The organism is Mycobacterium sp. Root135, assembly GCF_001426545.1.
GTDB lineage: Bacteria > Actinomycetota > Actinomycetes > Mycobacteriales > Mycobacteriaceae > Mycobacterium.
The window spans coordinates 433,456-458,142 of the sequence record NZ_LMEZ01000007.1; the positions used below are offsets into that span (position 1 = coordinate 433,456).

25 protein-coding genes and 1 pseudogene are annotated in these 24,687 nt (G+C 68.8%); 13 read left to right on the plus strand and 13 right to left on the minus strand.

From position 1 onward, the window contains the following. Positions 1 to 107: 107 nt before the first annotated feature. A complete protein-coding gene (locus tag ASD37_RS22275) occupies positions 108 to 884 on the plus strand; it encodes a purine-nucleoside phosphorylase (protein WP_056557516.1) in 777 nt (258 codons plus the stop codon). Here ASD37_RS22275 and ASD37_RS22280 read toward each other — a convergent pair. Continuing rightward, positions 830 to 1,918, minus strand: a complete 1,089-nt coding sequence (locus tag ASD37_RS22280) for an AbrB family transcriptional regulator (RefSeq protein ID WP_056556595.1) — start codon at positions 1,916 to 1,918, stop codon at positions 830 to 832. The two genes, ASD37_RS22275 and ASD37_RS22280, sit on opposite strands and share 55 nt — an antisense overlap. Positions 1,919 to 1,994: 76 nt before the next feature. Here ASD37_RS22280 and ASD37_RS22285 point away from each other — a divergent pair, with 76 nt between their 5' ends. Beyond that, the gene (locus ASD37_RS22285; RefSeq protein WP_056556599.1) at positions 1,995 to 2,435 is read left to right on the plus strand and encodes a MarR family winged helix-turn-helix transcriptional regulator; all 441 of its coding nucleotides are present in this window, start codon (positions 1,995 to 1,997) and stop codon (positions 2,433 to 2,435) included. Positions 2,436 to 2,450: 15 nt separating this feature from the next. Next, complete coding sequence (locus ASD37_RS22290) at positions 2,451 to 3,965, plus strand: phospho-sugar mutase (protein WP_056556602.1); 1,515 nt, start codon at positions 2,451 to 2,453, stop codon at positions 3,963 to 3,965. Here the strand turns inward: ASD37_RS22290 and upp are convergent. Next, entirely contained in the window at positions 3,947 to 4,570 is a 624-nt protein-coding gene (gene upp / locus ASD37_RS22295; protein ID WP_056556605.1) for a uracil phosphoribosyltransferase, read from the minus strand. The genes ASD37_RS22290 and upp overlap by 19 nt on opposite strands. 50 nt (positions 4,571 to 4,620) lie before the next feature. Here upp and ASD37_RS22300 point away from each other — a divergent pair, with 50 nt between their 5' ends. Both ASD37_RS22300 and ASD37_RS22305 read left to right on the plus strand, forming a co-directional pair. Continuing rightward, a complete protein-coding gene (locus tag ASD37_RS22300; RefSeq protein WP_056556608.1) occupies positions 4,621 to 4,917 on the plus strand; it encodes a type VII secretion target in 297 nt (98 codons plus the stop codon). Between the two features lie 3 nt (positions 4,918 to 4,920). After that, the gene (locus tag ASD37_RS22305) at positions 4,921 to 6,003 is read left to right on the plus strand and encodes a C40 family peptidase (protein WP_056556611.1); all 1,083 of its coding nucleotides are present in this window, start codon (positions 4,921 to 4,923) and stop codon (positions 6,001 to 6,003) included. 12 nt (positions 6,004 to 6,015) lie between these two features. On the opposite strand, the gene ASD37_RS32770 is transcribed toward ASD37_RS22305, so the two are convergent. Both ASD37_RS32770 and ASD37_RS22315 read right to left on the minus strand, forming a co-directional pair. Then, the gene (locus ASD37_RS32770) at positions 6,016 to 6,570 is read right to left on the minus strand and encodes a DUF6636 domain-containing protein (RefSeq protein WP_370073075.1); all 555 of its coding nucleotides are present in this window, start codon (positions 6,568 to 6,570) and stop codon (positions 6,016 to 6,018) included. A 25-nt stretch (positions 6,571 to 6,595) separates the two neighbouring features. After that, the gene (locus tag ASD37_RS22315) at positions 6,596 to 7,666 is read right to left on the minus strand and encodes an alcohol dehydrogenase catalytic domain-containing protein (protein WP_056556617.1); all 1,071 of its coding nucleotides are present in this window, start codon (positions 7,664 to 7,666) and stop codon (positions 6,596 to 6,598) included. 110 nt (positions 7,667 to 7,776) lie between these two features. Between ASD37_RS22315 and ASD37_RS22320 the strand changes: the two genes are divergently transcribed. Beyond that, positions 7,777 to 9,045, plus strand: a complete 1,269-nt coding sequence (locus tag ASD37_RS22320; RefSeq protein WP_056556621.1) for a hypothetical protein — start codon at positions 7,777 to 7,779, stop codon at positions 9,043 to 9,045. Positions 9,046 to 9,052: 7 nt separating this feature from the next. Here ASD37_RS22320 and ASD37_RS22325 read toward each other — a convergent pair whose 3' ends face one another. From ASD37_RS22325 to ASD37_RS22345, 5 genes are read right to left on the minus strand one after another with little or no spacing between them, the layout of a single operon-like run. Continuing rightward, complete coding sequence (locus ASD37_RS22325) at positions 9,053 to 9,922, minus strand: polysaccharide deacetylase (RefSeq protein WP_056556623.1); 870 nt, start codon at positions 9,920 to 9,922, stop codon at positions 9,053 to 9,055. After that, a complete protein-coding gene (speB, locus tag ASD37_RS22330; protein WP_056556626.1) occupies positions 9,919 to 10,872 on the minus strand; it encodes an agmatinase in 954 nt (317 codons plus the stop codon). Before speB ends, ASD37_RS22325 begins: the two co-directional genes overlap by 4 nt. Then, positions 10,869 to 11,630, minus strand: a complete 762-nt coding sequence (locus ASD37_RS22335) for an SDR family NAD(P)-dependent oxidoreductase (protein WP_056556630.1) — start codon at positions 11,628 to 11,630, stop codon at positions 10,869 to 10,871. The genes speB and ASD37_RS22335 overlap by 4 nt, the downstream gene beginning before the upstream one ends. Then, positions 11,630 to 12,313 carry an SDR family NAD(P)-dependent oxidoreductase gene (locus tag ASD37_RS22340; protein ID WP_056556633.1) on the minus strand — a complete coding sequence of 228 codons (684 nt, stop codon included), beginning with the start codon at positions 12,311 to 12,313 and terminating at the stop codon, positions 11,630 to 11,632. The genes ASD37_RS22335 and ASD37_RS22340 overlap by 1 nt, the downstream gene beginning before the upstream one ends. Continuing rightward, complete coding sequence (locus ASD37_RS22345) at positions 12,313 to 13,782, minus strand: APC family permease (protein ID WP_056556636.1); 1,470 nt, start codon at positions 13,780 to 13,782, stop codon at positions 12,313 to 12,315. Before ASD37_RS22345 ends, ASD37_RS22340 begins: the two co-directional genes overlap by 1 nt. A 139-nt stretch (positions 13,783 to 13,921) precedes the next feature. On the opposite strand from ASD37_RS22345, the gene ASD37_RS22350 reads away from it, so the two are divergent. Both ASD37_RS22350 and ASD37_RS22355 read left to right on the plus strand, forming a co-directional pair. Next, positions 13,922 to 15,466, plus strand: a complete 1,545-nt coding sequence (locus tag ASD37_RS22350; RefSeq protein WP_056556638.1) for a PucR family transcriptional regulator — start codon at positions 13,922 to 13,924, stop codon at positions 15,464 to 15,466. Then, positions 15,463 to 16,287 carry an alpha/beta fold hydrolase gene (locus tag ASD37_RS22355; protein WP_056556641.1) on the plus strand — a complete coding sequence of 275 codons (825 nt, stop codon included), beginning with the start codon at positions 15,463 to 15,465 and terminating at the stop codon, positions 16,285 to 16,287. Before ASD37_RS22350 ends, ASD37_RS22355 begins: the two co-directional genes overlap by 4 nt. Positions 16,288 to 16,343: 56 nt before the next feature. On the opposite strand, the gene ASD37_RS22360 is transcribed toward ASD37_RS22355, so the two are convergent. Genes ASD37_RS22360 through ASD37_RS22370 form a run of 3 tightly spaced genes read right to left on the minus strand, consistent with a single transcriptional unit; the run spans position 16,344 to position 19,151 of the window. Next, positions 16,344 to 17,432 (minus strand): adenosine deaminase, encoded by a 1,089-nt coding sequence (locus tag ASD37_RS22360; RefSeq protein ID WP_056556645.1) that lies wholly within the window; start codon positions 17,430 to 17,432, stop codon positions 16,344 to 16,346. Between the two features lie 10 nt (positions 17,433 to 17,442). Then, entirely contained in the window at positions 17,443 to 18,750 is a 1,308-nt protein-coding gene (locus ASD37_RS22365) for a thymidine phosphorylase (protein ID WP_056556647.1), read from the minus strand. Then, on the minus strand, positions 18,747 to 19,151 hold the full coding sequence (locus tag ASD37_RS22370) for a cytidine deaminase (protein WP_056556650.1): 405 nt from the start codon (positions 19,149 to 19,151) through the stop codon (positions 18,747 to 18,749). The genes ASD37_RS22365 and ASD37_RS22370 overlap by 4 nt, the downstream gene beginning before the upstream one ends. Positions 19,152 to 19,396: 245 nt before the next feature. Here ASD37_RS22370 and sdhC point away from each other — a divergent pair, with 245 nt between their 5' ends. The 5 genes and pseudogenes from sdhC to ASD37_RS22395 form a co-directional block, all read left to right on the plus strand. Continuing rightward, on the plus strand, positions 19,397 to 19,822 hold the full coding sequence (gene sdhC / locus ASD37_RS22375; RefSeq protein WP_082570334.1) for a succinate dehydrogenase, cytochrome b556 subunit: 426 nt from the start codon (positions 19,397 to 19,399) through the stop codon (positions 19,820 to 19,822). After that, positions 19,819 to 20,301, plus strand: a complete 483-nt coding sequence (locus ASD37_RS22380) for a succinate dehydrogenase hydrophobic membrane anchor subunit (protein WP_056556656.1) — start codon at positions 19,819 to 19,821, stop codon at positions 20,299 to 20,301. Before sdhC ends, ASD37_RS22380 begins: the two co-directional genes overlap by 4 nt. Positions 20,302 to 20,317: 16 nt before the next feature. Continuing rightward, a complete protein-coding gene (sdhA, locus tag ASD37_RS22385; protein ID WP_056556659.1) occupies positions 20,318 to 22,072 on the plus strand; it encodes a succinate dehydrogenase flavoprotein subunit in 1,755 nt (584 codons plus the stop codon). Then, complete coding sequence (locus ASD37_RS22390; protein ID WP_056556662.1) at positions 22,072 to 22,857, plus strand: succinate dehydrogenase iron-sulfur subunit; 786 nt, start codon at positions 22,072 to 22,074, stop codon at positions 22,855 to 22,857. The genes sdhA and ASD37_RS22390 overlap by 1 nt, the downstream gene beginning before the upstream one ends. A gap of 226 nt (positions 22,858 to 23,083) precedes the next feature. After that, positions 23,084 to 23,704: pseudogene (locus tag ASD37_RS22395) on the plus strand (carboxymuconolactone decarboxylase family protein); the annotation flags it as partial. Here the strand turns inward: ASD37_RS22395 and ASD37_RS22400 are convergent. Continuing rightward, positions 23,679 to 24,587 carry a sigma-70 family RNA polymerase sigma factor gene (locus ASD37_RS22400; protein WP_056556670.1) on the minus strand — a complete coding sequence of 303 codons (909 nt, stop codon included), beginning with the start codon at positions 24,585 to 24,587 and terminating at the stop codon, positions 23,679 to 23,681. The pseudogene ASD37_RS22395 and the gene ASD37_RS22400 overlap by 26 nt on opposite strands. Positions 24,588 to 24,687 lie beyond the last annotated feature (100 nt).

Genomic DNA, 24,687 nt, shown 5'->3' on the forward strand with positions numbered 1-24,687 from the left:
ACTGCGCTCACGGTGACGGCTACTCGCACTTCTGCGACCTGAGTGCAGTCTCGGCGCCGGCGGTACGCTTTCCCGCCGTGACCACTGCACCGAGCGACCCGCAGTCCATGGCCGACGAGGCCGCCGCCGCACTGCTGGCCCGCATCGGCGCCGACGCAGTCGACGTCGCCGTCGTCCTCGGTTCGGGTTGGGCGCCCGCCGCCGCCGAGCTGGGCGAACCGTCGGCCGTCGTGCCGATGGCGGAGCTGCCCGGCTTCACCCCGCCGTCGGCCGCGGGCCACGGCGGCCAAGTCCTGGCACTGACGGTCGGAGACAAGCGCGTCCTGGTGCTGCTCGGGCGGATTCACGCCTACGAGGGCCACGACCTGCGGCATGTGGTGCATCCGGTGCGGACGGCTTGCGCGGCGGGCGCGCGCAGCGTGGTGCTCACCAACGCTGCCGGCGGGCTCCGGGAGGACCACGCGGTCGGCCAGCCGGTGCTGATCAGCGACCACCTCAACCTGACGGCACGCTCGCCGCTGGTCGGCGCGCAGTTCGTCGACCTGGTGGACGCCTACTCGCCTCGCCTTCGGGCACTCGCCCTCGACGTCGACCCCTCCCTGGCCGAGGGCGTCTACGCCGGGCTGCCGGGCCCGCACTACGAGACGCCGGCCGAGATTCGGATGCTGCGGACGCTCGGCGCCGACCTGGTGGGCATGTCGACGGTGCACGAGACGATCGCGGCGCGCGCGGCCGGCGCAGAGGTGCTTGGCGTCTCGCTGGTGACGAACCTCGCGGCCGGGATGACGGGCGAACCGTTGAACCACGCCGAGGTGCTCGAGGCGGGGCGTCAGTCGGCGACGCGGATGGGTTCCCTGCTCTCGGAGGTGCTGGCGCGGCTGTGACTAAGCTTGGCCAGCCCGCGGGCGATCAGCGGCGCGGCGAACAGCATCAGTAGCACCCGCATGACCTGCGCGGCGACGATGAACGTGACGTTGGAACCCGTCTCGACGGCCGTCGCCAGCACGGCGTAGATGCCGCCGGGGCTGGTCGACAGGTAGCCCTCGAGCAGGCTGATGCCGGTGACGTGAGCCAGCAGGATGCCAAGGCCCGCGCACGCGACGTTGAGCACGACGATCAGGCCAAGCGCCGCCGGGAGGGCGCGGCCGATCGCTCGCATCGATTCGCGAGTGAACGCGACGCCCGCCTGCCACCCGATCACGGCGTAGCCGAGCTGAACCAGCGCCATCGGGACCGAGAGGCCGAACGACGTGCCGGTTAGCTCGAGGGCGATGGTGACGGCCATGGGACCGAGCAGGCCCGACCCCGGCATCCGAGCGAGCCTGCCCGCGGTGGCGCCGACGAGCACGATGACCACCAGCATTCCGATGCTCACATACCAAGGCGCCGAGCCACTTTGGGCCGGCGCCGCGGCATGGCCGGACTTCTCGGCGTGGTAGACGACGGTGACGACGACCGGCATCGACGCGGTGATCAATGCGACCCGCAGGTACTGGACGACGGCGACCACGCGGTCGTCGCCACCCAGTTCGCGGGCGATCGCGACCAGTCCCGAGGCTCCCCCGGCGACGAGGGCGAGCGATCCGGTGAGCGGGCTGATGTCGCGGTGCAGCCCCAGCAGCGCTCCGGCACCGATGCTGAGCACCAGCGTCGACACCGCGACGCCGAGCACGATCGGCCAGTCCGAGCCGAGGGCGGTGAGCGCGTCCCGGTGCACCATCGTGCCGATGTAGACGCCGAGCACGCCCTGGGCGGCAATGCCCGCCTTCCGTGGGACGCCCGCCGGCGCGAGGGAGACGAGCGCCAGCACGATGCCGACGATCAGCGCCGCGAACAGTGCCGCGGAGGGAACACCGAGCAGGTCCAGCGGCACGGTGACCGCGACGGTGACCACGACTAACAGCGCCCACTTCCACATAAAGACAAGTATGCGCTTGTTATTTCATGATCTCAAACTGGTACTGATCCAGGTAATACCAAGGTATAACTTGGTAATGAGCTCCTCTTCGCCCAACCCCGCGACAGAGCTGCGGGAGTCGATCATGGCCCTGACCCGCCAACTTCGACGCCACCGCAGCGACAACGGCCTCACGCTGAGCCAGCAGCAGGTCCTCGGCGAAGTCAGCCGAGCTGGCGTCACGACCCCGGCCGAACTGGCCACCCGCATGCACGTGCGCGTGCAATCGCTGACCGATGGCATCAACCATCTGGAGTCACGCGGCCTGGTGGTGCGCAGAACCGACGACGACGACCGACGGCGCCAACTGATCGAGGTGACCCCAGAGGGCATGGAACTGCTCGAGCGCGACAGGGCCGAGCGCGACGAGTGGCTCAACTCCGCCATGCGCGAGACGCTGACCGAGTTGGAGTTCAACCTGCTGATGCTGGTGGCGCCGGTGCTGCGAAAGCTCGCCGACGGCGATGACGCGCGATGAGCGACAATCAGCGCCATGAATGAGCAGCGCCTCACCTTCGGCACCGCAGGACTTCGCGGTCCGATGCGCCCCGGGCCGGGTGGCATGAACGTCGAGACGGTGACGTCGGCGACGTGGGCGCTGGCGACGGTCCTCAACGATCGAGGACTCGGCGGTTCGACGGTCATAGTCGGTCGCGACGCCCGACACAACTCCGACGACTTCGCCTTGGCAACCGCAGAAGTGCTTGCCGCCGAGGGGTTTTCCGTCGTGCTGCTGCCCGACCCGGTCCCGACGCCGGTCGTCGCGTTCGGTGTGCGGCGTTTCACCGCCGTCGCGGGAGTCCAGATCACGGCGTCGCACAACCCTCCGGCGGACAACGGCTACAAGGTGTACCTCGACGGGGGCATGCAGATCGTCCCGCCCAGCGACCGCGACATCGAGGCGGCGATGGCGAAGGCGCCGACCGACGTCGCACGCGCTGAGGTCACGCCGGCCACCACCGACCTCATCGGCGACTACGTTCGCCGGGCCGCCGGCGTGCGGCGCGGCACCGGCTCCGTGCGGATTGCCTTGACGCCCATGCACGGCGTCGGCGGCGAGCCCGCGCTCCTCGTGCTGCGGGAAGCCGGCTTCGACGACGTCCACGTCGTTTCCGAGCAGTACTCACCCAACCCCGACTTTCCCACCGTCGAGTTCCCCAATCCCGAGGAGCCGGGAGCCACCGATCTGCTGCTGGCCCTGGCCGACGAGGTCGACGCCGACGTCGCGATCGCCTTGGACCCCGACGCCGACAGGTGCGCGGTCGGCATCCCGACGCCCACCGGCTGGAGAATGCTTTCGGGTGACGAAACGGGTTGGCTGCTCGGCGATTACATCCTGTCGCAGATCGATCCGGGCGAGGTGATGGCCGCCAGCATGGTCGCCAGCACCGTCGTGTCGTCACGCATGCTGGCCGCCATCGCCGCGCACCACGGCGCTCAACACGCCGAGACCCTCACCGGGTTCAAGTGGCTGGCCCGGGCGGACGCCGGCCTGGCGGGCAGCACGCTGGTCTACGCCTACGAGGAGGCGATCGGCCACTGCGTCGACCCCGGTGCCGTCCGCGACAAGGACGGCATCACCGCCGCCGTACTCGCCTGCGATCTGGTGTCGGTGCTTCGCGATGAGGGCCGCACCGTGACCGACGCCCTCGACGCACTGGCCCGACGTCACGGCGTGCACACCACGGCCGCGATGTCCGTGCCTGCGGACGCGGCTCTGGTCGAGCACCTCCGCGCACATCCGCCCACCCGTCTCGCCGACGAACCGGTGGACGTCGCCGACCTGCTGACGCGGGACGGAGATCAGCGCACCGACGCGTTGATCTACACCGGCGAGTCGGTGCGCGTGGCGGTCCGACCGTCTGGCACCGAGCCGAAGGTCAAGGCGTACCTGGAGATTCGGCTACCGGCACGCGAGGACGTCGCGTCGGCCCGTGCGGACGCCGCCCGGATGCTCGATGCGCTCAGGGCCGACGTGGTCGACCTGCTTCAGCGCGGGCCGAACTGACGGTCTCCCGCATCTCCCAGCCCGGGCATGATGTAGGAGACCTCGTTGAGACCGTCGTCGATCGCCGCGGTGTAGAGCTTGAGGTTGGGTGAGACCTTCTCAAGTGCCGCAATGCCTTCCGGCGCGCACACCACGCACACCGCGGTGACGTCGACGGCGTTGCGATCGTGCAGCAGACGCAAGGTGTGCGCCATCGAACCTCCGGTGGCGAGCATCGGGTCGAGCACCAACACCGGGGTGGCGCTGAGGTCGTCGGGAAGCGACTCCAGGTAGGGAGTGGGCAGGGCCGTCTCCTCGTCGCGCGCCATGCCGACGAAGCCCACCTTGGCTTCGGGTATCAGCTGGTGTGCCTTCTCGACCATCCCGAGGCCCGCGCGAAGCACGGGCACCAACAGCGGTGGCGACGCAAGGCGCGACCCGACGGTGTCGGCCATCGGGGTGCGGATCGGCACGGGAGTCGAGGCAGAGTCACGCATGGCTTCGTAGACGAGCATCAGCGCGAGGTCGCACAACGCGGATCGGAAACCGGCGTTGTCGGTGCGCTCGTCGCGCAGCGTGGTCAACCGGGCAGCGGCGAGTGGGTGATCGACAACGCGGACGTCCATGCGGCGAACCCTAATGGAACCGGCCGGGGTTGGCCGACGTCATAACTCTCATGATCGCCGATACGTCCGACATTCACGGGTTCAGCGCCGCGCAGCGCGGCCACGCCGACGACCTCGCCTCCGTGGCGGCCGACCTGCGGGCCTCGACGGTGGCGGCCGACGCGTTCGGCACGGTCGGGGCAGGGTTCCTCGCCGCGCTCAACCAGGCACTGGACCGGGAAGCGAGGCTCGCCACCGAACTCGCCGAGCGCTTCATCGCCGCGAGGCACGTCGCGGGTACCGCGGCGGACGCATATGACTTCGCCGAACGATCAGCGGGACAGTCCATTTCACGAACCGGTCTCTAACTGGTGGCGAGCACCCTGGTGGCCGTTTTGGCCGCGCCCCTGCGAGAGCTTCAGGCGACGCTCGGCACGGGCACACCCGACGCCGCCTCGACTCTTGCCGGCGCTCGGGCTGCCCTGTCCGACGTGGCCGCCGCGACCGGCCGGTCGTGGCAGGCGACGCGCTGGGAGGGCGACGCGGGTGCGGCGGCCGCCGCCTTCACCGAGTCGACCGTGGCGGCCGTCGACGCCATGGCGCTCAGGGCGGATCAGCTCGGTGCCGCCACCGCCGACGCCGCCGACGCCGTGGCTCGCGCGCGGGCGCGGCTGCAGAGGATCGTCACCGACTTCGAAGCGCGCGCCGAACAGCTCGAGTCCCAGCTCGACGAACCCGGTGCGGCCGACGAGCTCGTCGCAGAGGCGCGGCGGGCCCTCGACGAGGCCGAGGGGGTGCTCGCCGAACTGCGAGCGGAGCTCGACGGGCACGCCTCCGCGGTCGAGGCGTCTGCACCTCCGCCGTCGGTGCCGAAGATGCCCACCCTGCCGATGGGCGCCCTGCCCGGCATCGGCGGCGGACCCGGCGCGGGTTCGGGCGCCGGCTCGGGGCTCGGCGGCTTCCCGTCCGGCGCCGCGGAGTCGGGCCGACCCACCGTCGAGTCCGCTGCACTCAGTCGCGACGACGCACGACCGCTCGCCGACCCCGGCATGTTCGGCAGCGGTGTCGGCATCCAGCTTCCCGACGGCAGCACGGCCACCGCACCCAACGAGACCGCCGCCAGCGCGGTCCGGCACGCGCTGACACAGCTCGGCGTGCCGTACGACTGGGGCGGAACCACGCCCGGCGTCGGTCTCGACTGCAGCGGCTTGACACAGTGGGCGTATCACGAAGCCGGACTTGACCTTCCGCGCCTCGCACAGGAGCAGGACGTCGGGTCCGCCGTCACACAGGCCACGCTGCGCCCTGGCGATCTGGCAGTGTGGGACGGACACGTCGCGATGGTGGTGGGAAACGGTGTCATGATCGAGGCGGGTGACCCGGTGAAGCTCTCACCGATCCGAACCACCAACGCGGGTCAGGGTTTTCAGGGATTCTGGCGTCCCACCGCATGACATCCGTCACGATCAGCCGAGCCGGTAGGCATCACGGGAGATCTCGAAGCGATGTCCGGAGGTGCTGTCGGCACACGTGATCCCCACCTGTTCGCTGGAGCAGGTGATCGTGCCGATCGACCACGTGGACCCGTAGCCGAGGGGCTCCTGCGCGGCGGGCAGCTCTTGGGCGTAGCACGCGAAGGCGGCGTCGCCGCCCTCCTCGAGCTGGAGCCGCGAGCCCCAGTTCAGCTGGCACTGCGCGTCGCGGGGCGGTGCCTCCCACCCGTGTTCGACCGCCTCGCACGCCGCGCGCGTCTCCCCGTCGTGAGAGAACATGGCGCACAGTATGTTTCCCGACGGGGATCGAAAGGAGCCGGGGCCGGACTCATGCGCGACCGGCGCCGACGACGCCGGAGCCGAGGTGCTTCCCGATGCGGAGGGAGTCGTCGTTACGGTGACCGTCGACGACGGAGACTGCGCGGGCGGGTCCTCCGGCGTCGAACACCCGACGAGGGCCACCGCCGCCACCGCCGCCCATACCCAGGTCGCGCGACGAAGGACGGCTGTCACGCCGGTGTCTGCCATGGCGAACAGAATGCCGCACTGCGACTCAGATCACGCGCGGATCGATCAAAGTGACGCCAACCGGGGCCGCGGCGTCCAACGTCGGCAGCAGGTGGGCGCCTTCGGTCAGCCCGACCACCCGCTCGACGAGGTCCTGCGGGCGCAACGTCCCCGCCTCGACCAGACGCAACATGTCGGGATAGTCCACGCTCGCCATCCCGTGGCTGCCGAGAACGTCTAGCTCCCAACCGATTACGCGATCCATCGGTACCGCGGGGTGTCCGCCGACGGCAGGCAGCAGCCCGACCTGAACGTGTCGGCCGCGACGCCGCAGACTGTGGATGGCGTCGGCGCACGTGCTCTCGGACCCGACCGCGTCGACCGCGACGTGACTGCCACCTCCCGTGAGGTCGTGGACCTCGGCGGCGACGTCCATTCCCCCGTCGCTTCGCTCGCCCCCACCCCCACCAGCCAGCACCGTGTGCGCCGCGCCAAGCCCGCGCGCCAACTCCAATGCCGCCGGGGTGCGGTCGACGGCGACCACCTTGGCTCCTGCCGCGACGGCGATCTGCACCGCACTGAGGCCGACGCCACCCACCCCGACGACGGTCACCCACTCCCCGCTGCGCAGACCCGCCCGCGCGTGCAGCGCCCGGTACGCGGTCGCGAAGCGACAGCCGAGCGCCGCCGCGGCCGAGTCCTCCACCAGATCGGTGACGGCGACCAGATTGGTGTCGGCGGCGTGCAGGGCGACGCGTTCGGCGAAGGACCCCCAGTGGGTGAACCCGGGCTGGGTCTGCGCGGGACACACCTGTGCCTGTCCGGCATGACACCACTCGCAGACGCCGCATCCGCAGACGAAGGGCGTCGTGACGCGATCCCCGACGGACCACCGCCGGACGTCGGTACCCACCTCGACGACGACGCCGACGAGTTCGTGACCGGGCACGTGCGGCAGTGCCACCCCGTCGTCGTGGCCGGCCCAGGCGTGCCAGTCACTGCGACACAGGCCCGTGGCGTGCACCTCCACCACGACACCGCCCGGCGACGGAACCGGGTCGGGCACCGATCGGACGTCGACGGAACCGCCAAACCGTTCGAAGACGACTGCGCGCATGACGCCATCGTCCCCCGGGCGGGTGGCACCCGACTCTCCTGGTACCCGGCCGACGTCGCGCGCACCGGGTGTCGGCAACTCCGCCGGGCACCGTCGTTAGGCTGTGCCGCATGGCTGCTGACATCGTGCCGGTGAGGCTCGGTCTGACCAAGGGCGATCTGTACACACTGTGGGCTCCGTCGTGGCGTGACGCCGACGACGAGTGGCAGGCGTTCCTCGGCAAGGACGACGACCTCTACGGCTTCGAATCGGTGGCCGACCTGGCGGCATTCGTCAGGACCAGCACCGACAACGATCTCACCGATCACCCCGCGTACCCGGAGCTGAAGGAATCCTCGGCGCACCGGTTCGATCCGGCCGAGGACCGTCGGCACGATCTGATCGGCGTACCCGAGGTGGCCGCCGACAAGCCGTCCGAGGAATCGGTGGAGACGCTGCTCGGCGCGCTTGCCGTGGTGCAGGCCATCGGCTCGGTCTGCGATCTGCCGGTGGTGTCGAAGTTCTTCAACGGCAACCCCGTCCTGGGTTCCCTCGGTGGCGGACTCGAAGCGTTCGAAGGACGCGCCGGTCGTAAGCGCTGGGCCGAGGTCGAGGCCGTGATCGCCAGGGGCTGGGACGGAGTGGTCGACGCGATCGACGAGATCGTCAGCATCCCCGAGGTCGACTCCGCGGCATCCGAGAAGGCCGCCGCGGAGCTGGCCGAGCCGGCGCCGGAGATCGAGGAGGTCGAGGACGCCGACGACGCCGTGATCGAGGGCGACGTCGACGCCGACGACGACGACGAAGAGGCCGTCCTGGCCGCGCAGGCCACCCAGCAGGTGCTCGGCAGCGACGAGGACTTCTGGGCGCACGTCGGGATCGACCCCATCCGCCTGCTCACCCGCGGCGGCACGTTCTACACCCTGCGCTGCTACCTGGACGACCAGCCGATCTTCCTCGGCCGCAACGGCCGGATCAGCGTCTTCGGGTCGGAACGCGCACTGGCGCGCTACCTCGCCGACGAGCACGAGAGCGACCTCTCGGACCTCGCCACCTTCGACGACATCAAGACCGCCGCCACCGACGGCTCGCTGCAGATCCGGGTCACCGACGACAACGTGTACGTCTTGCGGACCCTCACCGACGACATCGCCGACGGCCCCGAGGCCGTGGACGCCGACCAGCTCGAGCTCGCGGTCGAGTTGATTCGCGACGTCGGTGACTACGCCGAGGACGGCACCGTGGAGGAAGCCCTGGACACCGATGAGCCGTTCGGACGGTTCGTCGCGCACGTCCTGACCCCCGACACGGTCGCCAAGCCGCCCGCGCCGTACGCCACGGCCGTCGCGCAGTGGGAGAAGGTCGAGAACTTCGTGGAGTCTCGCCTACGCGAGGAGTGAGCGGACGCTAGAAGTCGGCGGGATCCGGCCGCTGCACCGAGCGTGGTGTCAGGCCGAGCCCGCGGACGTGTTCGGCGATCGCCCCGAGGTGCGTCACCCAGACGTCGTCGAGCGAGCACACGTAGGAGACGAGGTTCTCCAACGCCGCCGCCCGCGACGGTCGTCCCGTGAGAAACGGGTGGTTGGTCAACACGAAGCACCCGCGCTCGGCGCGCATCGCGTCGAACTCCAGGCGCCACATCTCGCCGACCTTGGCGGGGCTCTCGATGAGGCCGGTTCCGGAGAAGTCCGGGATGAAGCAGTACTGCTCCCAGTCGTCGAGAGCCCACTGAATCGGGATCTCGACCAACGAGCTCGCTCCGACGGCCAACTCGTAGGGATGGTCGGCGTCCATCAACGAGCTGTCGTAGAGAAAACCCCTGTCCGACAGCAACTGTGGAGAGTGCCAGTTGAGCTCCCACATGGGCGCCCGGTAGCCGACGGGCCTGAGCCCCGTCACCTTCTCCAACGCGTCGATGCCGCGGTCGAGGATCGCGGCCTCCTCCTCGGCAGACAGTCCCGCCATCGGCTCGTGCAGGTACCCGTGATGGGCGATCTCGTGACCCCCGTCGACGATGCTGCGGACGACGTCCGGGTAGCGCACCGCGGTATACCCGGGCACGAAGAAGGTCGACGTGATCTGGTGGCTGGCGAGGATCTTGAGGATCCGCGGAACGCCGACCAGCGGTCCGTAGGCCTGATGGCTGATGGCCGACATCCGGTTGGCGTTGCCGTGGTCGACGGCCAGCATCGCCGACTCCGCGTCCACGTCGAAGCTGAACGACGCCGCACACCGGGCGGCATCCGGCCATGGCACCGGGGCGGCGGGCAAGGTCATGATGCCCGGGCCTTCTTGGCGAGTAGCGAGATCAGCTCGTAGGCGACGTTGGCCGCGGCGACCCCGGTGATCTCGGCGTGGTCGTAGGCCGGTGACACCTCCACGATGTCGGCGCCGACCAGGTCGGCGCCGTCCAGTCCCCGGATGATCGCCAAGAGTTCGCGACTGGTCATGCCTCCAGCCTCCGGCGTCCCCGTCGCGGGGGCGTGGGCGGGGTCGAGTACGTCGATGTCGATCGAGACGTAGAGCGGCCGGTCGCCGATGGCGTCGCGCAGTTGCCCGACGACGTCGTCGGTGGACCGTCCCTCGAACTCCGCGCAGTGCACCACGGTGAACCCGAAGCCGGCATCCTCGACGAGGTCGCTTGGGGCGTAGAGAGATCCGCGGATGCCGACGTGAGCGCTGTGCCCTGGCATGAAGAGACCTTCCTCGGCGGCCCGCCGGAACGGCGTCCCGTGCGTCACCGGTGCGTCGAAGTAGGTGTCCCACGTGTCGAGATGGGCGTCGAAGTGCAACAGTGCGACGGGACCGTACCGGCGATGGTGGGCGCGCAACAGCGGGTAGGCGATGGTGTGGTCACCGCCGAGGGTGATCAGCCGAGCTCCCGACTGGATGAGTTCGTCTGCGGCAGATTCGATCTCGCGTACCGCGGCGGCGATGTCGAACGGGTTGGCCGCGACGTCTCCGGCGTCGACCACTTGCTGACCCGCGAACGGGGACACGTCGAGCTGCGGGTTGTACGGCCGCAGCAGCCGGGACGCCTGCCGGATGTGCGAGGGCCCGAACCGTGCGCCGGGCCGGTACGTCACGCCGGAGTCGAACGGTATGCCGAGGACGGCCACGTCACACCGGGACACGTCCTCTCGGCGCGGAAGCCGGGCGAAGGTCGTCAGCCCGGCGTACCGCGGAATGGCCTGGCCGTCCGCCTGGCCCTTGACGTCGTCGTTCATACCCGGCACCGTGTCGATCCTCCGTTGACTTGAAGTGTTTGACCTACCATCGCGCCAATGTCGTTGCGCGCCAACAAAGCTACGGCGCTCGCGATTTCCTCGGGCCTACCGATGCGACCCATCGGGATGTCGATGCCGTAACGCCTGCGCATCTCGTCGAGGGAGACTCCGGCCGACGCCGCGTCGACGAGGAGTTGAGGGGTGTCGACGACGCCGGGTGCCACCGCGTTGACGGTGATGTTCTCCCGCGCCAGTTCGCGGCCCAAGGTCTTCACCAGCGCGACGAGGCCCGCCTTGGAGGCCGAGTACGCACTGGCCTCCGGCCACCCGATGACCCCCCACTCGGAGGCGATCACGACGATGTTTCCGCCTCCGGCGCGGCGCATTCCCGGCAGCACCGCCTGAATCAGTCGAAACGTGCCCGCGAGGTTGACCTCGACGACCCGCCACCAATCGTCCTCGTCGTCGGTCGTAAACGGGGCCATCGACATGTACGCCGCGTTGCACACCAGGACGTCGACTGGCCCACGGGCCCTCTCGATCCCGTCGACCAGGGTCGCGACGTCGAGTGCACTGACGTCGCCGACCGCGGGGAAGCCTCCCGTTGCTGCGACCACCTCGGCCAGCGACTCGCCGTCCGTCAAATCGTTGACCGCGACGGCGGCACCGTCAGCGGCCAGCCTGCGGGCGATCGCCGCACCAATGCCTTGGGCGGCACCGGTTACCAGCGCCACTCTGCCCCTCAGGGGTGTCTCCATCAGATCACCGCTCCACCATTGGGTGAGACGACCTCGCCGGTGCAAAAGGCGGCGTCGGCACTCACCAGGAATTCGACGACTCGGGCGATCTCGTCCGGTCGGGTCAGTCGGCGGTTCGGCAGAGTCGCCAGGTATTCCGTTGCACGCCAGGGAGAGTCCGCGGCAAGCAGCGGCGTGTCGGTGGGTCCGGGTGCCACGGCGTTGACCCGGACGCCGGTCGCGGCGTACTCGGCGGCAAGGCTGCGCACCAACCCGATGACGGCACCCTTCGCCGCCGCGTAGTGCGCGTCGCCGTCGCCGCCACCGATCGCGAGCTCGGAGGTCACCGCGACGATCGCGCCGCCGCCGCGGGCCACCATCGACGGCAGGACGGCACGCGCGGTGTTGCGCAGTCCGCCAAGGTGAACGCGGAGCATCCGGTGCAACGCCTCGGCGGAGATCTCCGAGACCGGGGTGATGTCGTAGTGCCCCGCCGCCGAGACGAGCGCGTCGACCGCTCCGACGTCCTCGACGATCCGACTCACGGCGGCTCGGACGGCGTCGGGGTCGGACACGTCGGCGACGTGGTCGGCAGTCGGCGACAGATCCATACCCATGACGGACCACCCCTTGCCCCGCAGGAGGTCGGCGATGGCGGCACCGATCCCGGACTCCGATCCGGTGACGATTGCGATGCGGGACATCAGGTTCCGGACGCCGGGGCGTCGTGACCGAGCCGCTCGCCGATCGGGGCCTCGATGTTGCGTCGCACGGTGAGGTAGATCGCGCCGCCGACGACGGCGAGCACCGCGGTGGTGAGCACGCTGGCCCAGTTGATGAACCACGGCTGGCCGGGCTGGGTACGCGGCCACGCGACGTTGACCGTCTCGAAGATGATCCACAGCGACGCCGCATAGGTGACGGGGGCACCCCACTTGCCCAGCGTGAACGGTCCTGGGCTCCACTTGCCGGTCAGGCGGGCGACGGCTGCGCCGATCACCGGCACGCCGAAGGCGATGTAGAAGCCGATGATGTTGAAGTTCACCAGGATGTTGTAGAACTGCGAACCGGCCAAGAGGATGAAGACGATGGCGACGATCGCGGTCAGGGCGATCGCGTTGACTGGCAGACGTTCCGGGCCCGCCAGCTTGCCGAGCACCTTGGATCCGGGCAGGCTACGGTCCCGCGCGGCGCCCCAGATGCAGCGCGACACCGCGGCCTGCACCGCGAGGAAGCTCGAGATGAAACCGATGACGAACATCGCGAGCAGAGGTTTGGTCACACCCGCACCGAGGTGGGTGGTCAACGTCTCGGAGACCACGTCCCCGGCCTGGGAGGCCACGACCTCGTCGAGGTTCGGAATGGCGAGAATCAATGCGGCGCTGGAGAACATGACGACCAGCCCGACCAGGAGCAGACCGAAGATGATCGCCTTGGGCACGTTGCGCTCGGGATCCTCGACCTCCTCGGCGATCGATCCGGCCGCTTCGAAGCCGAGGAAGGACCATCCGACGAAGGCGACGGCGAGCAGCATGGGCCCGGACGTCCACGTCTCGGCATCGGGGATGCCCGCGCTGGAGAACAACGCCGAGAACGGGTTCTCGCGGTAGAACACGAGGAGCACGATTCCCAATCCGACCGAGCCGATGACCTCACACGTGATGCTGGCGATCACCATCACCTTCAAGACCTGCCGGCCCACGATGTTGACCACCGTGCCGAGCGCGATGATGACGATCGCCACCGTCGCCGTCCCCCATCGCGACGGCTCGGTGACGCCGAAGATTTGCAACAGGAAGCCGCTCGCGGCGTAGGACAGCGTGCCGAGCGCGATGGTCAGGCCCCACATGTACGCCCACGCGGCGACCCATCCCCACGTCGTGCCGCGGACGTGTCGCGACCACTGGTAGACGCTGCCGGCATACGGCCAACGCGAGGCCAACTCGCCGAAGACACCGGCGACGAGGAGCTGTCCGATGAGGACGACGGGAAACGCCCAGAAGAACTTCGGACCGACGGCGAACAGGCCGAGGGTGAAGATCGCGTACACCGCGGCGATGGGTGACACGTCGGCGAACGCCAGCGCGAGCGCCGAGCGGAAGCTGAAGCCGCGGCTCAACGTCGAGGGCGCCTCGGCACGAGGCGCCCGGGTGTCTGGCGTCAGATCTGACATCGCTTCTCCTCCAGAGTGGTTGTAGCGACCTTCTACCTGTTCGGGCCCAAACAGAACCGGCCAATCGTCTGAAGTCCGCACTCAGCCTTGGATGATCGTCTAAGTTGTCGTCAGCGATGTCCGGGGCAGGGAGCGATTCATGACGTATCGACTGGCCGACCTCGTCGACGCCCCCCACCTGCGTCTGACCGTCCGGGCCGGGGCCCGTGGCCTCGACCGGCCGGTGTCGTGGGCGCAGACGTCCGACCTCGAGGAACCGTGGTCGTGGTTGGCCGGCGGGGAACTGCTGATGAAGAACGGGCGCACCCTCCCCGAGTCCGCGACGGGCCAGCTCGCGCTGATCCGGGGGCTCGACGAAAACGGGATCTGCGGCATCGTCATCGGCCTCGACTCGGCCACTCCCGATCTGACTCCGTCGGCGGTGACACTTGCCGACGACCTCGGCTTCGCCGTCCTGCTGGTGCCCTATTCGGTGGGGTTCGCCGCCATCGGCAGGGCCGTGGCAGGCAGCGCGGGGAACGACGACAGCAGACGCATCGCCGTCACCGAGCGGGTGTATCAGGTGATCCGACAGTCCGTCGGCCGGTCGGGGGCGGAGAACGCGCTGCGCCAACTCGGTCGCGAGGTCGCCTGCCGGCTCGCCGTGCTCGACGCCGCCACCGGTGAGGTGGCCCTCGACTCCTCCGACCCGGTGCCCGACGGCCTTCGGCGGGCGCTCGTCGACGAGATCTCGGCCCGCCGGGGAGCGGTGCCAGGGGTGCTGCACCTCCTTGCTGGCGACGACCGCGCGCTGGTGGTCGAGGTGCCGGACGAGGATCCGACGGTGTTGGTGGCGCACGGTTTTCGTGCGTCGCCGCCCGACGTCGTCCAGCTCCAGCACCTGGCGTCGGCGATGGCGGTGCTCCTCGCCCAGCAGAGCGTGCGACGTGAGCACGACCGCCGTATCGGCGCCGAGCTGTTGGCGTCGTTGTGCGACGGCCGGCTCACCGGCGCAGAGTCGGTTCGGATGCTCGCCGACCGTGGTCTGCGGCCTGCGGGCTGCGTACTCATTGCCGTCTCGGGCGGATCGCAGTCCGCCGAACGGCATTTGCACGTCAGCCTTGGCCGCCGCCAGGTGCCGCATCTCCTCCTCAGGCGCGGGGCCGTGCTCTACGCGCTGGTGTCGGCGGGCGACGCCCCGCTCGCTGCGTTGCGACACCGCGTCGGTGCGGCGGCGGCGATCGGCGTGAGCGACCTCCTCGGCCATCCGCGTCGGGGCCCTGCCACCGTGCGGGAGGCGACCTGGGCGATGCGCGCGGCTGACAGCACCGCCGACCGGACTGCCCGCTACGGCGACGTCACGATGTTGTCCGTGCTTCGAGACACCGAGGAAGCGCAAGTGGTGGTCGACCGCGTGCTCGGGACGCTCGTCGCCTACGACGCAGCGCACTCGAGTGACATGGTGGAGACGCTCGACGCGTACCTGCGGTGTGAACGGTCGTGGGTCCGGACGGCGAAGTCGATGGGGTTGCACCGTCAGACGGTGGTGTACCGGATACAGCGGGTCGAGGACATCACCGGCCGTCGGATCGCGGACACCGGGACCATCGCAGAGTTCTGGCTGGCTCTGCGCGCCAGGGATCTACTCAGCCCGCCGGTCGGCGCCGATGAGTTTCCCCGTCGCGCTCGGTCAACACCGGCATGACCATCACCGACGGCCTCGTCTCCCGCTCCCTCGACGTCCCCGGCGCCCGCCTGCACTACGAGGTGCGCGGGCACGGCCCACTGTTGCTCGTCATCGGCTCCCCCATGGCGGCCGCGGAATTCGCCCCGCTGGCCCACGCCCTTGCCACCGATCACACCGTCGTCACCTACGACCCCCGTGGCTTCGCGGACAGCCCGGTCGACGATCCCGAAGGACCGTCCAATCCGGATCTGCGCGCCGACGACGTCGCGGCGATCCTCGACGCCCTTGGTGCACCGTCGGCCGACGTGTTCGGCTCCAGTGGCGGTGCGGTCACCGGGTTGGCCTTGGTCGCCCGTCACCCCGGCCGGGTCGGCACGCTCGTCGCGCACGAACCGCCGCTGCTGGAACTGCTCCCCGACGCCGAGGCGCAGCGGGCGGCGACCGCCGACATCGTGGAGACGTTCCGTTCCGAAGGGCTGCAGGCGGCGTGGATGAAGTTCATGGTCAACGCCGGCTTCGACGTGGCCGCCTTCGGCTCGGGCGCCGACGGCCCGCCCGAGCCGGCGAATCCCGAACAGGCACTCGCCGAAGGCGCCCGCTTCTTCCTGCACGACCTGGTGCCGACGACCCAGTACGTTCCTGACTTCGAGGCGCTGCGGGCCTCGGGGTCGCGCATCGTCGTCGGCCTCGGCGCGGAGTCGGGCCACCTGCTGACCCAGCGGACGTCGGAGGCGGTAGCCAAGCGGCTCGGCGTCGACACCACCGAATTCCCCGGCGACCACGGCGGGTTCATGGGCGCGCCAGCCGAATTCGCCGCCCGCCTCCGCCAACTCCTCTAGCGATTTGTGGAGTGTCACCGGCGCTGACCGCCGGTGGAACTCCACAAAAAGCGGCTTTAGCCGACGAGGACGGCGTACCGCGGCTTGATGACCTCGTCGATCAGCGTCAAACGTTCCCGGAACGGGATGAACGACGACTTCATCGCGTTGATGGTGAACCGCTCCAGATCGCTCCAGCCGTAACCGAAGGCCTCGACCAGCCGCAGCATCTCCTGGCTCATCGTGGTGTCGCTCATCAACCGGTTGTCGGTGTTGACCGTCACCCGGAACCGCAACCGGGCCAGCAGCGCGAAAGGGTGCTCGGCGATGCTGGCCACCGCACCGGTCTGCACATTCGACGACGGGCACAGCTCGAGCGGAATTCGCTTGTCCCGCAGGATCGACGCCAATCGGCCCAGCGTCGCGTCACTGTCGTCGTGGACCTCGATGTCGTCGACGATCCGCACGCCGTGGCCGAGGCGGTCGGCGCCGCAGAACGAGATCGCCTCCTGGATCGAGGGCAGGCCGAACGCCTCGCCGGCGTGAATGGTGAAGCGGGCGTTGTTGTTCCGCATGTACTCGAAGGCGTCCAGGTGCCGCGTTGGTGGGTAGCCCGCCTCGGCGCCCGCGATGTCGAACCCGACGACGCCCTTGTCGCGGAACCGGATGGCAAGCTCGGCGATCTCCCGGGACCGAGCGGCGTGCCGCATCGCGGTCACCAGACACCGCACCACGATCGTCCTGCCCGCCCGTTCGGCTGCCCTCTCACCGTCGGCGAAACCGGCCAACACAGCGTCGACGACCGCGTCGAGGCTCAACCCGCCGTCGATGTGCAGCTCGGGGGCGAACCGGATCTCGGCGTAGACCACCGAGTCTGCGGCGAGGTCTTCGACGCATTCGAACGCCACGCGGTGCAACGCCTCCGGGGTCTGCATGACGCCGACCGTGTGGGCGAAGGGTTCCAGGTAGCGGACCAACGAACCGCTGTGTGCGGCAGTGCGGAAGAAGGTGGCCAACTCGCCGACGTCGGTGGTGGGCAGTCCCTCGTAGCCGTACTGCGCCGCGAGGTCCACCACCGTCGCCGGGCGCAGGCCCCCGTCGAGGTGGTCGTGCAACAGGGCCTTGGGCGCCCGCTGGATGTTCTCGAGCGTCAACGGCGTCGTCATGGAGCTCTCCTCAGGTGATCCGATCGATGATCAGGGGACGGACGGCAGGAGCAGGGTCATCGGCGGAGCCGACGGTCCAACCGCCGTCGAGCTCGGCCAGCGCCCCGGCGAAGCGCTCCGGGGTGTCGGTGTAGAGGGTGAACAACGTCTCGCCGGGAGCGACGGGGTCACCGGTCTTGCGGTGGATGCGCACCCCCGCGCCGAACTGCACCCGACCGCCCGGGGTCGAGCGGCCCGCACCGAGCCGCCACACCGCCAGACCCACCGCCATCGCGTCGATGTCGCCCATCGTGCCACCCCGTGATGCGGTGACAGTCTCCGCGTGCGCACCGACCGGAAGGGGCTGCGACAGATCGCCACCCTGGGCCTCGACGAGCTCGCGGAAGCAGTCCATGGCCGTGCCGTCGCGCAGCGTCTGCGCGGGATCCACGCCGTCGACGCCCGCCGCTGCGAGCATCTCCCTGGCCAGCGCCACCGTCAGCTCGACGACGTCGTCGGGACCGCCGCCGGCCAACACGTCGAGGGATTCGGCGACCTCAACGGCGTTGCCGACCGTCAGGCCAAGCGGTCGGTCCATGTCGGTCAGCAGCGCCCGGGTGTCGACGCCGTGAGCCGTGCCGAGCGCCACCATCGTCGCGGCCAACTCCCGAGCCTCCGCTTCGGAGGTGAGGAAGGCGCCCCGTCCGACCTTGGTGTCCAGCACCAGGGCACGGGCGCCCTCGGCGAGCTTCTTGCTCATCACCGAACTCGCGATCAGCGGCAGCGACTCCGTGGTGGCGGTGACGTCACGCAGCGCGTAGATCTTGCGGTCGGCGGGCGCCAGGTCCCCGGCCGCGAAGATGGCCGCGCCGACATCCTGAAGCTGTTGGCGGATCTGAGCTTTGGACAGTTCGGCGGTGAACCCCGAGATGGCCTCCAGCTTGTCCAACGTGCCGCCGGTGTGTCCGAGCCCGCGGCCGGCCGCTTGCGGCACCGCCGCCCCGCACGCCATGACGACCGGCACCAACGGGATGGTGATCTTGTCGCCGACCCCTCCGGTGGAGTGCTTGTCCACCAACCTCAGTGGCTTGCCGTCGCGCCGGAGGTCGCCGAAGTCGAAGCGCTCACCGGAGTCGATCATCGCGGCCGTCCAGCGGGAAATCTCGCCGGGGGTCATGCCGCGGAGGAATATCGCCATCAGAAGTGCCGACATCTGCTCGTCGTGAACCACACCGCTGGTGTAGTTCTCGATCACCCAGTCGATCGCCGCGTCGGTCAGTACGCCGCCGTCACGCTTGGTCCTGATCACCGTCGGAGCGTCGAAGCCGAACCCCGTCATGGCGTTTCCACCCGCGCGAGGTCGTCGGGTCCGAAGGCATCCGGCAGCAGATCGCCGAGTGGGCGGGGGCCGGACGGGTGGTCGATCAGCATCTCGGGCCCGCCGTGCTCGAGGAGTACCTGCCTGCAGCGCCCGCATGGCATCAACAGGTTGCCGTCGGCGTCGACGCAGACGAGGGCGACGAGGCGGCCGCCGCCGGTGGAATGCAGGGCGCAGGCGACCGAACACTCGGCGCAGAGTCCTAATCCATATGAGACATTTTCCACATTGCAGCCGACCAAGATTCGGTCATCGGCCGTCAGGGCCGCAGCACCTACCGGGAAGCCGGAATACGGCGCATACGCCCGACCAGATACCTCGATTGCCTTCTCCCGCAACAACTTCCAGTCGACGTCAGCCATCGCGCCAGGCCCGCCGAGCGCACTCTGAATGCATTTAGAAGCTCCCGTCCCACCACTGCGAATTCGATTAGGCCACCCTAATTTCCATGGTATTAGGGCAATCAACGGTCTCACGCCGGTTCTTTCCATGCGCCTACTGGCATTAGAGTCACAAACAGGTTTGGGCAACGATTTGGCACCAGTATCCGCCGTCCCCCAGACCCGTCCACCGAAGGTGTTGGAGGCGCGGAAGTGAGTACTCGGACATGACGCAGACAACAGCGGATTCTGCGATACCCGCGCCGCGGTCGTCGCCGCCGCGACGTCGCACCCTTTATCGCGGAGACCCCGGCATGTGGTCGTGGGTCCTGCACCGCGTCACTGGCGCGACGATCTTCTTCTTCTTGTTCGTGCACGTGCTCGACACCGCGCTCGTCCGGGTCAGCCCCGAGGCCTACAACGCGATCATCGACACGTACAAGACCCCGATCATCGGTCTGATGGAGATGGGCCTCGTCGTCGCGGTGCTCTATCACGCGCTCAACGGCGTCCGCATCATCCTGATCGACTTCTGGCAGAACGGCCCCAAGCACCAACGCCTGATGCTCTGGATCGTCCTCGGAGTGTGGATCAGCGTGTTCATCGTCGCCCTCGGAGTGATGGGCATGCACATGGCGGAGCGTTTCCTATGAGTCCTTCGCAAGAAAACCCCTACGACCACGTCAGCGAGCGCGGCGGCCCAGCCCCCGTCATGCAGCGCAGCTACGACCGGCCCGCCGGTCTCGACAACCCGCGCTCCCCGCGCGGACGCAGCGCCATGCCGAACTTCGAGAAGTACGCGTGGCTCTTCATGCGCTTCTCCGGCATCGTCCTCATCGTCTTGGCGCTCGGACACCTCTTCATCGGTCTGATCTGGGACGGCGGCGTCTACCGGATCGACTTCAACTACGTCGCACAACGCTGGGCCTCGCCGTTCTGGCAGACCTGGGACCTGCTGCTGCTGTGGCTGGCCCAGCTGCACGGCGGCAACGGCATGCGCACGATCATCAACGACTACGCCCGCAAGGACACGACGAAGTTCTGGCTGAACACCGTCCTCGGGTTGTCGGTGTTGTTCACGATCGTGCTGGGCACATACGTGCTGTTGACGTTCGACGCAAACATTTCCTGAGTTAGATGGAGTCCAGATGCTGATCGAACACCGGTACGACGTCGTCATCGTTGGCGCGGGCGGCGCAGGGATGCGTGCGGCAGTCGAGGCGGGACCGCGGGTGAGGACCGCCGTCCTGACCAAGCTGTACCCGACCCGAAGCCACACCGGCGCAGCGCAGGGCGGCATGTGCGCCGCCCTGGCCAACGTCGAAGACGACAACTGGGAATGGCACACGTTCGACACCGTCAAGGGCGGCGACTACCTCGCCGACCAGGACGCCGTCGAGATCATGTGCAAGGAAGCCATCGACGCGGTCTACGACCTCGAGAAGATGGGCATGCCCTTCAACCGCACCCCCGAGGGCCGCATCGACCAGCGCCGCTTCGGCGGGCACACCCGCGACCACGGCAAGGCCCCGGTCCGCCGCGCGTGTTACGCCGCCGACCGCACCGGTCACATGATCCTGCAGACGCTGTACCAAAACTGCGTCAAGCACGACGTGGAGTTCTTCAACGAGTTCTACGCGCTCGACCTGGTCATGTCGGACACCCCCGGCGGCCCGGTCGCGACGGGCATCGTCGCCTACGAACTGGCCAGCGGTGACATCCACGTGTTCCACGCCAAGGCGATCGTCTTCGCCACGGGCGGTTCCGGCCGGATGTACAAGACGACCTCCAACGCCCACACCCTGACCGGCGACGGCCTCGGCATCATCTTCCGCAAGGGACTTCCCTTGGAGGACATGGAGTTCCACCAGTTCCACCCCACGGGTCTGGCCGGGCTCGGAATCCTCATCTCCGAAGCCGTGCGCGGTGAGGGCGGACGTCTGCTCAACGCCGACGGCGAACGCTTCATGGAGCGGTACGCCCCGACGATCGTCGACCTCGCGCCACGCGACATCGTGGCCCGCTCGATGGTCCTCGAGGTGCTCGAAGGCCGCGGCGCAGGTCCCAACAAGGACTACGTCTACATCGACGTCCGCCACCTCGGCGCCGACGTGCTCGAGGCGAAGCTGCCCGACATCACCGAGTTCGCCCGCACGTATCTGGGCGTCGACCCGGTGACCGAGCTGGTGCCCGTCTACCCGACGTGTCACTACGTCATGGGCGGCATCCCGACCACGGTGAACGGACAGGTGCTGCGCGACAACGACTCGATCATCCCCGGTTTGTACGCCGCGGGTGAGTGCGCCTGCGTGTCCGTCCACGGTTCCAACCGGTTGGGCACCAACTCGCTGCTCGACATCAACGTGTTCGGCCGTCGGGCCGGCATCGCGGCGGCCAGCTACGCGCAGGGCCACGACTTCGTCGACATGCCGTCCACGCCGGCCAACATGGTGACCGAATGGGTCGGCGACATCCTCTCCGAGCACGGCAACGAGCGCGTCGCCGACATTCGTGGCGCGCTGCAGCAGTCGATGGACAACAACGCAGCCGTCTTCCGCACCGAGGAAACCCTCAAGCAGGCGCTCACCGACATCCACGGCTTCAAGGAGCGGTACTCCCGAATCACCGTGCAGGACAAGGGCAAGCGCTACAACAGCGACCTGCTCGAGGCCATCGAGCTCGGCTTCCTGCTCGAGCTGGCGGAGGTCACCGTGGTTGGTGCGCTCAACCGCAAGGAATCCCGCGGCGGCCACGCCCGCGAGGACTACCCGAACCGCGACGACACCAACTACATGCGCCACACCATGGCGTACAAGCAGGGCACTGACCTGCTGAGCGACATCCGGCTGGACTACAAGCCGGTCGTCCAGACGCGATACGAGCCAATGGAACGGAAGTACTGATGAGTGCACCTGTGCTCGACAAGCCCAGCACCGGCGATTCCGCCACCCCGCCCGTCCCCGAGGGTGCGGTGATGGTGACGTTGAAGATCGCACGATTCAACCCCGACGATCCCGACGGCGCCGGCTTCCAGAGCTTCCGCGTCCCGTGCCTGCCCACCGACCGGCTGCTCAACCTGCTGCACTACGCCAAGTGGTACCTCGACGGCACGCTGACCTTCCGCCGGTCGTGCGCGCACGGCGTGTGCGGCTCGGATGCCATGCGCATCAACGGCGTCAACCGGTTGGCCTGCAAGGTGCTGATGCGCGACATGCTGCCGAAGAAGCCGGGCAAGCAGCTCACGATCACGATCGAGCCGATCCGCGGGTTGCCCGTCGAGAAGGACCTCGTCGTCGACATGGAGCCGTTCTTCGACGCCTTCCGCGCCGTCAAGCCGTTCCTCATCACCAGCGGCAACGAGCCGACCCGCGAACGGATTCAGAGCCAGACCGACCGCGCCCGCTACGACGACACCACCAAGTGCATCCTGTGCGCGTGTTGCACGACGAGCTGCCCGGTGTTCTGGAACGAAGGCTCGTACTTCGGACCCGCCGCCATCGTCAACGCGCACCGGTTCATCTTCGACAGCCGTGACGAGGCCGCCGCCGAACGCCTCGACATCCTCAACGAGGTCGACGGGGTGTGGCGCTGCCGCACCACCTTCAACTGCACCGAGGCCTGCCCGCGCGGCATCCAGGTCACCAAGGCGATCCAAGAGGTCAAGCGCGCGTTGATGTTCGCCCGCTAACCCCCTTCCCGTCCCTTCCCTTCCCGCGAGCGTGCGTGTCTGCGGGCGACGCGCCGCCGGCAGACCTGACTTTGCGCACGCTCGTCGCGTGTAAGAAGGCCGGCCGATCCGCGCGAGCGTGCGGAAACTTGGGCTGAAACACGGCGTGTCGACCGCAGACACGCACGCTCGCGCGATGGGTGGGGGCGCGCGGGCACACGGGGTGTCACACAATCGCGGGCTGTCTCGTCTGATTGGCATGACCGTTCAACGACCCCGCATCGCTCCCCTGCCCCCGACCAAGGCCTCGCTGACCGCGCGGCTGATGTACCGCTACGCCAAGCGCCGCTTCGGTGAGGTGCCCGTGCCGTTCGCGGTGGGTGCGCACCACATGCCGCTGCTCGTCGCCAACGCCGTGCACGAGACGCTGCTGGAACGCGGCTCGAAGAAACTGCCGGCCGACGTTCGCGAGCTCGCGGTCTACTGGACCGCGCGCACGGTCGGGTGCTCGTGGTGCGTCGACTTCGGCGCGATGCTGATTCGGATGGACGGCTTGGACGTCGACCGGCTCAAGCACGTCGACGACTATGCGACCAGTCCCCTCTTCAGCGACGACGAACGTGCGGCGATCGCCTACGCCGACGCGATGACCACCGATCCGCACCTGGTCACCGACGAGCAAGTCGCCGATCTGAGGCGGCGCTTCGGTGACGACGGGACCATGGAGCTGACCTATCAGATCGGCGTCGAGAACATGCGAGCCCGGATGAACACCGCGTTGGGAATCACCGAGCAGGGCTTCAGTTCCGGGGAGGCGTGCCGCGTCCCGTGGGCCGATGCGGTCACGGGGCGAGCGGTGAACCCGTGAACTTGTCGGGGTTGGCGACGTCCCAGATCGCGCACACCTTGCCGTCGCGAACGGTGAGCGCCTGGATGTGGGCCTGCATGGCGGGGCCCTCGCCGTCGGCTTCGAATCCCGTTGTGACCACGCCGAGTTCGCCGTTGACCAACGCCAGCTGAGCGGACTCGACGAACCGCGGCCCGTACCGCCGGGCCAGACCGAGCACGAAGCGGGCGACCTTGTCGGGACCGTGGATGACGCGGGCGGCGGTGGGCGCCTTGCGGTTCGAGTCACCGGTGAACGTCACCTCGGGATGAAGCAGGGCGACGACGGCCGACATGTCGCCACCGGCGATGGCCGCCATCAGCTTCCCGACGACCTCGTCGTGGGACGGATCGCGGGCGGGCACGTCGGCATCGGCAATCGTCCGCCTGGCTCTGGACGCCAACTGCCGGGCCGACGCGGGGCTGACCCCCAGTACGTCGGCGACCTCACCGAAGGGCACCGCGAATCCGTCGTGCAGGACGAAGGCGACCCGTTGGTCCGGCGTCAGTCGTTCCAGCACGACCATCGCGACGAAGCGGGCGTCCTCGTCGGCGACCACGGCGGCCAGCGGATCCGACCGGTCAAGCGGCGTCACGACCGGCTCGGGCAGCCACTCCCCGTAATACGCCTCGCGCCGGTGTGCGGCCGAGCGCAATCGATCCAGCCCGATCCGGCTGACCACCGTCGTCAGCCACGCCCGCAGATCGACGATCCCGTCCCGCCCCGGGCCCAGCGCCTCCCAGCGCAACCAGGCATCCTGGACCGCGTCCTCGGCATCGGCGAAGGTCCCGGTGAGCCGGTAGGCGACCGCAATCAGGTGCGAGCGCAGACGCTCGAACTCGTCGCTCCGCGGGGCGGTGGTCACCCGCTCAGCCTAGTGAGCCACGGCACAGGAGGGACCGCAGCAAACCGTTGTGAGACAGCCATTTGAAGACGAAATCCAGACTGTGAACTACCTGTGAAAA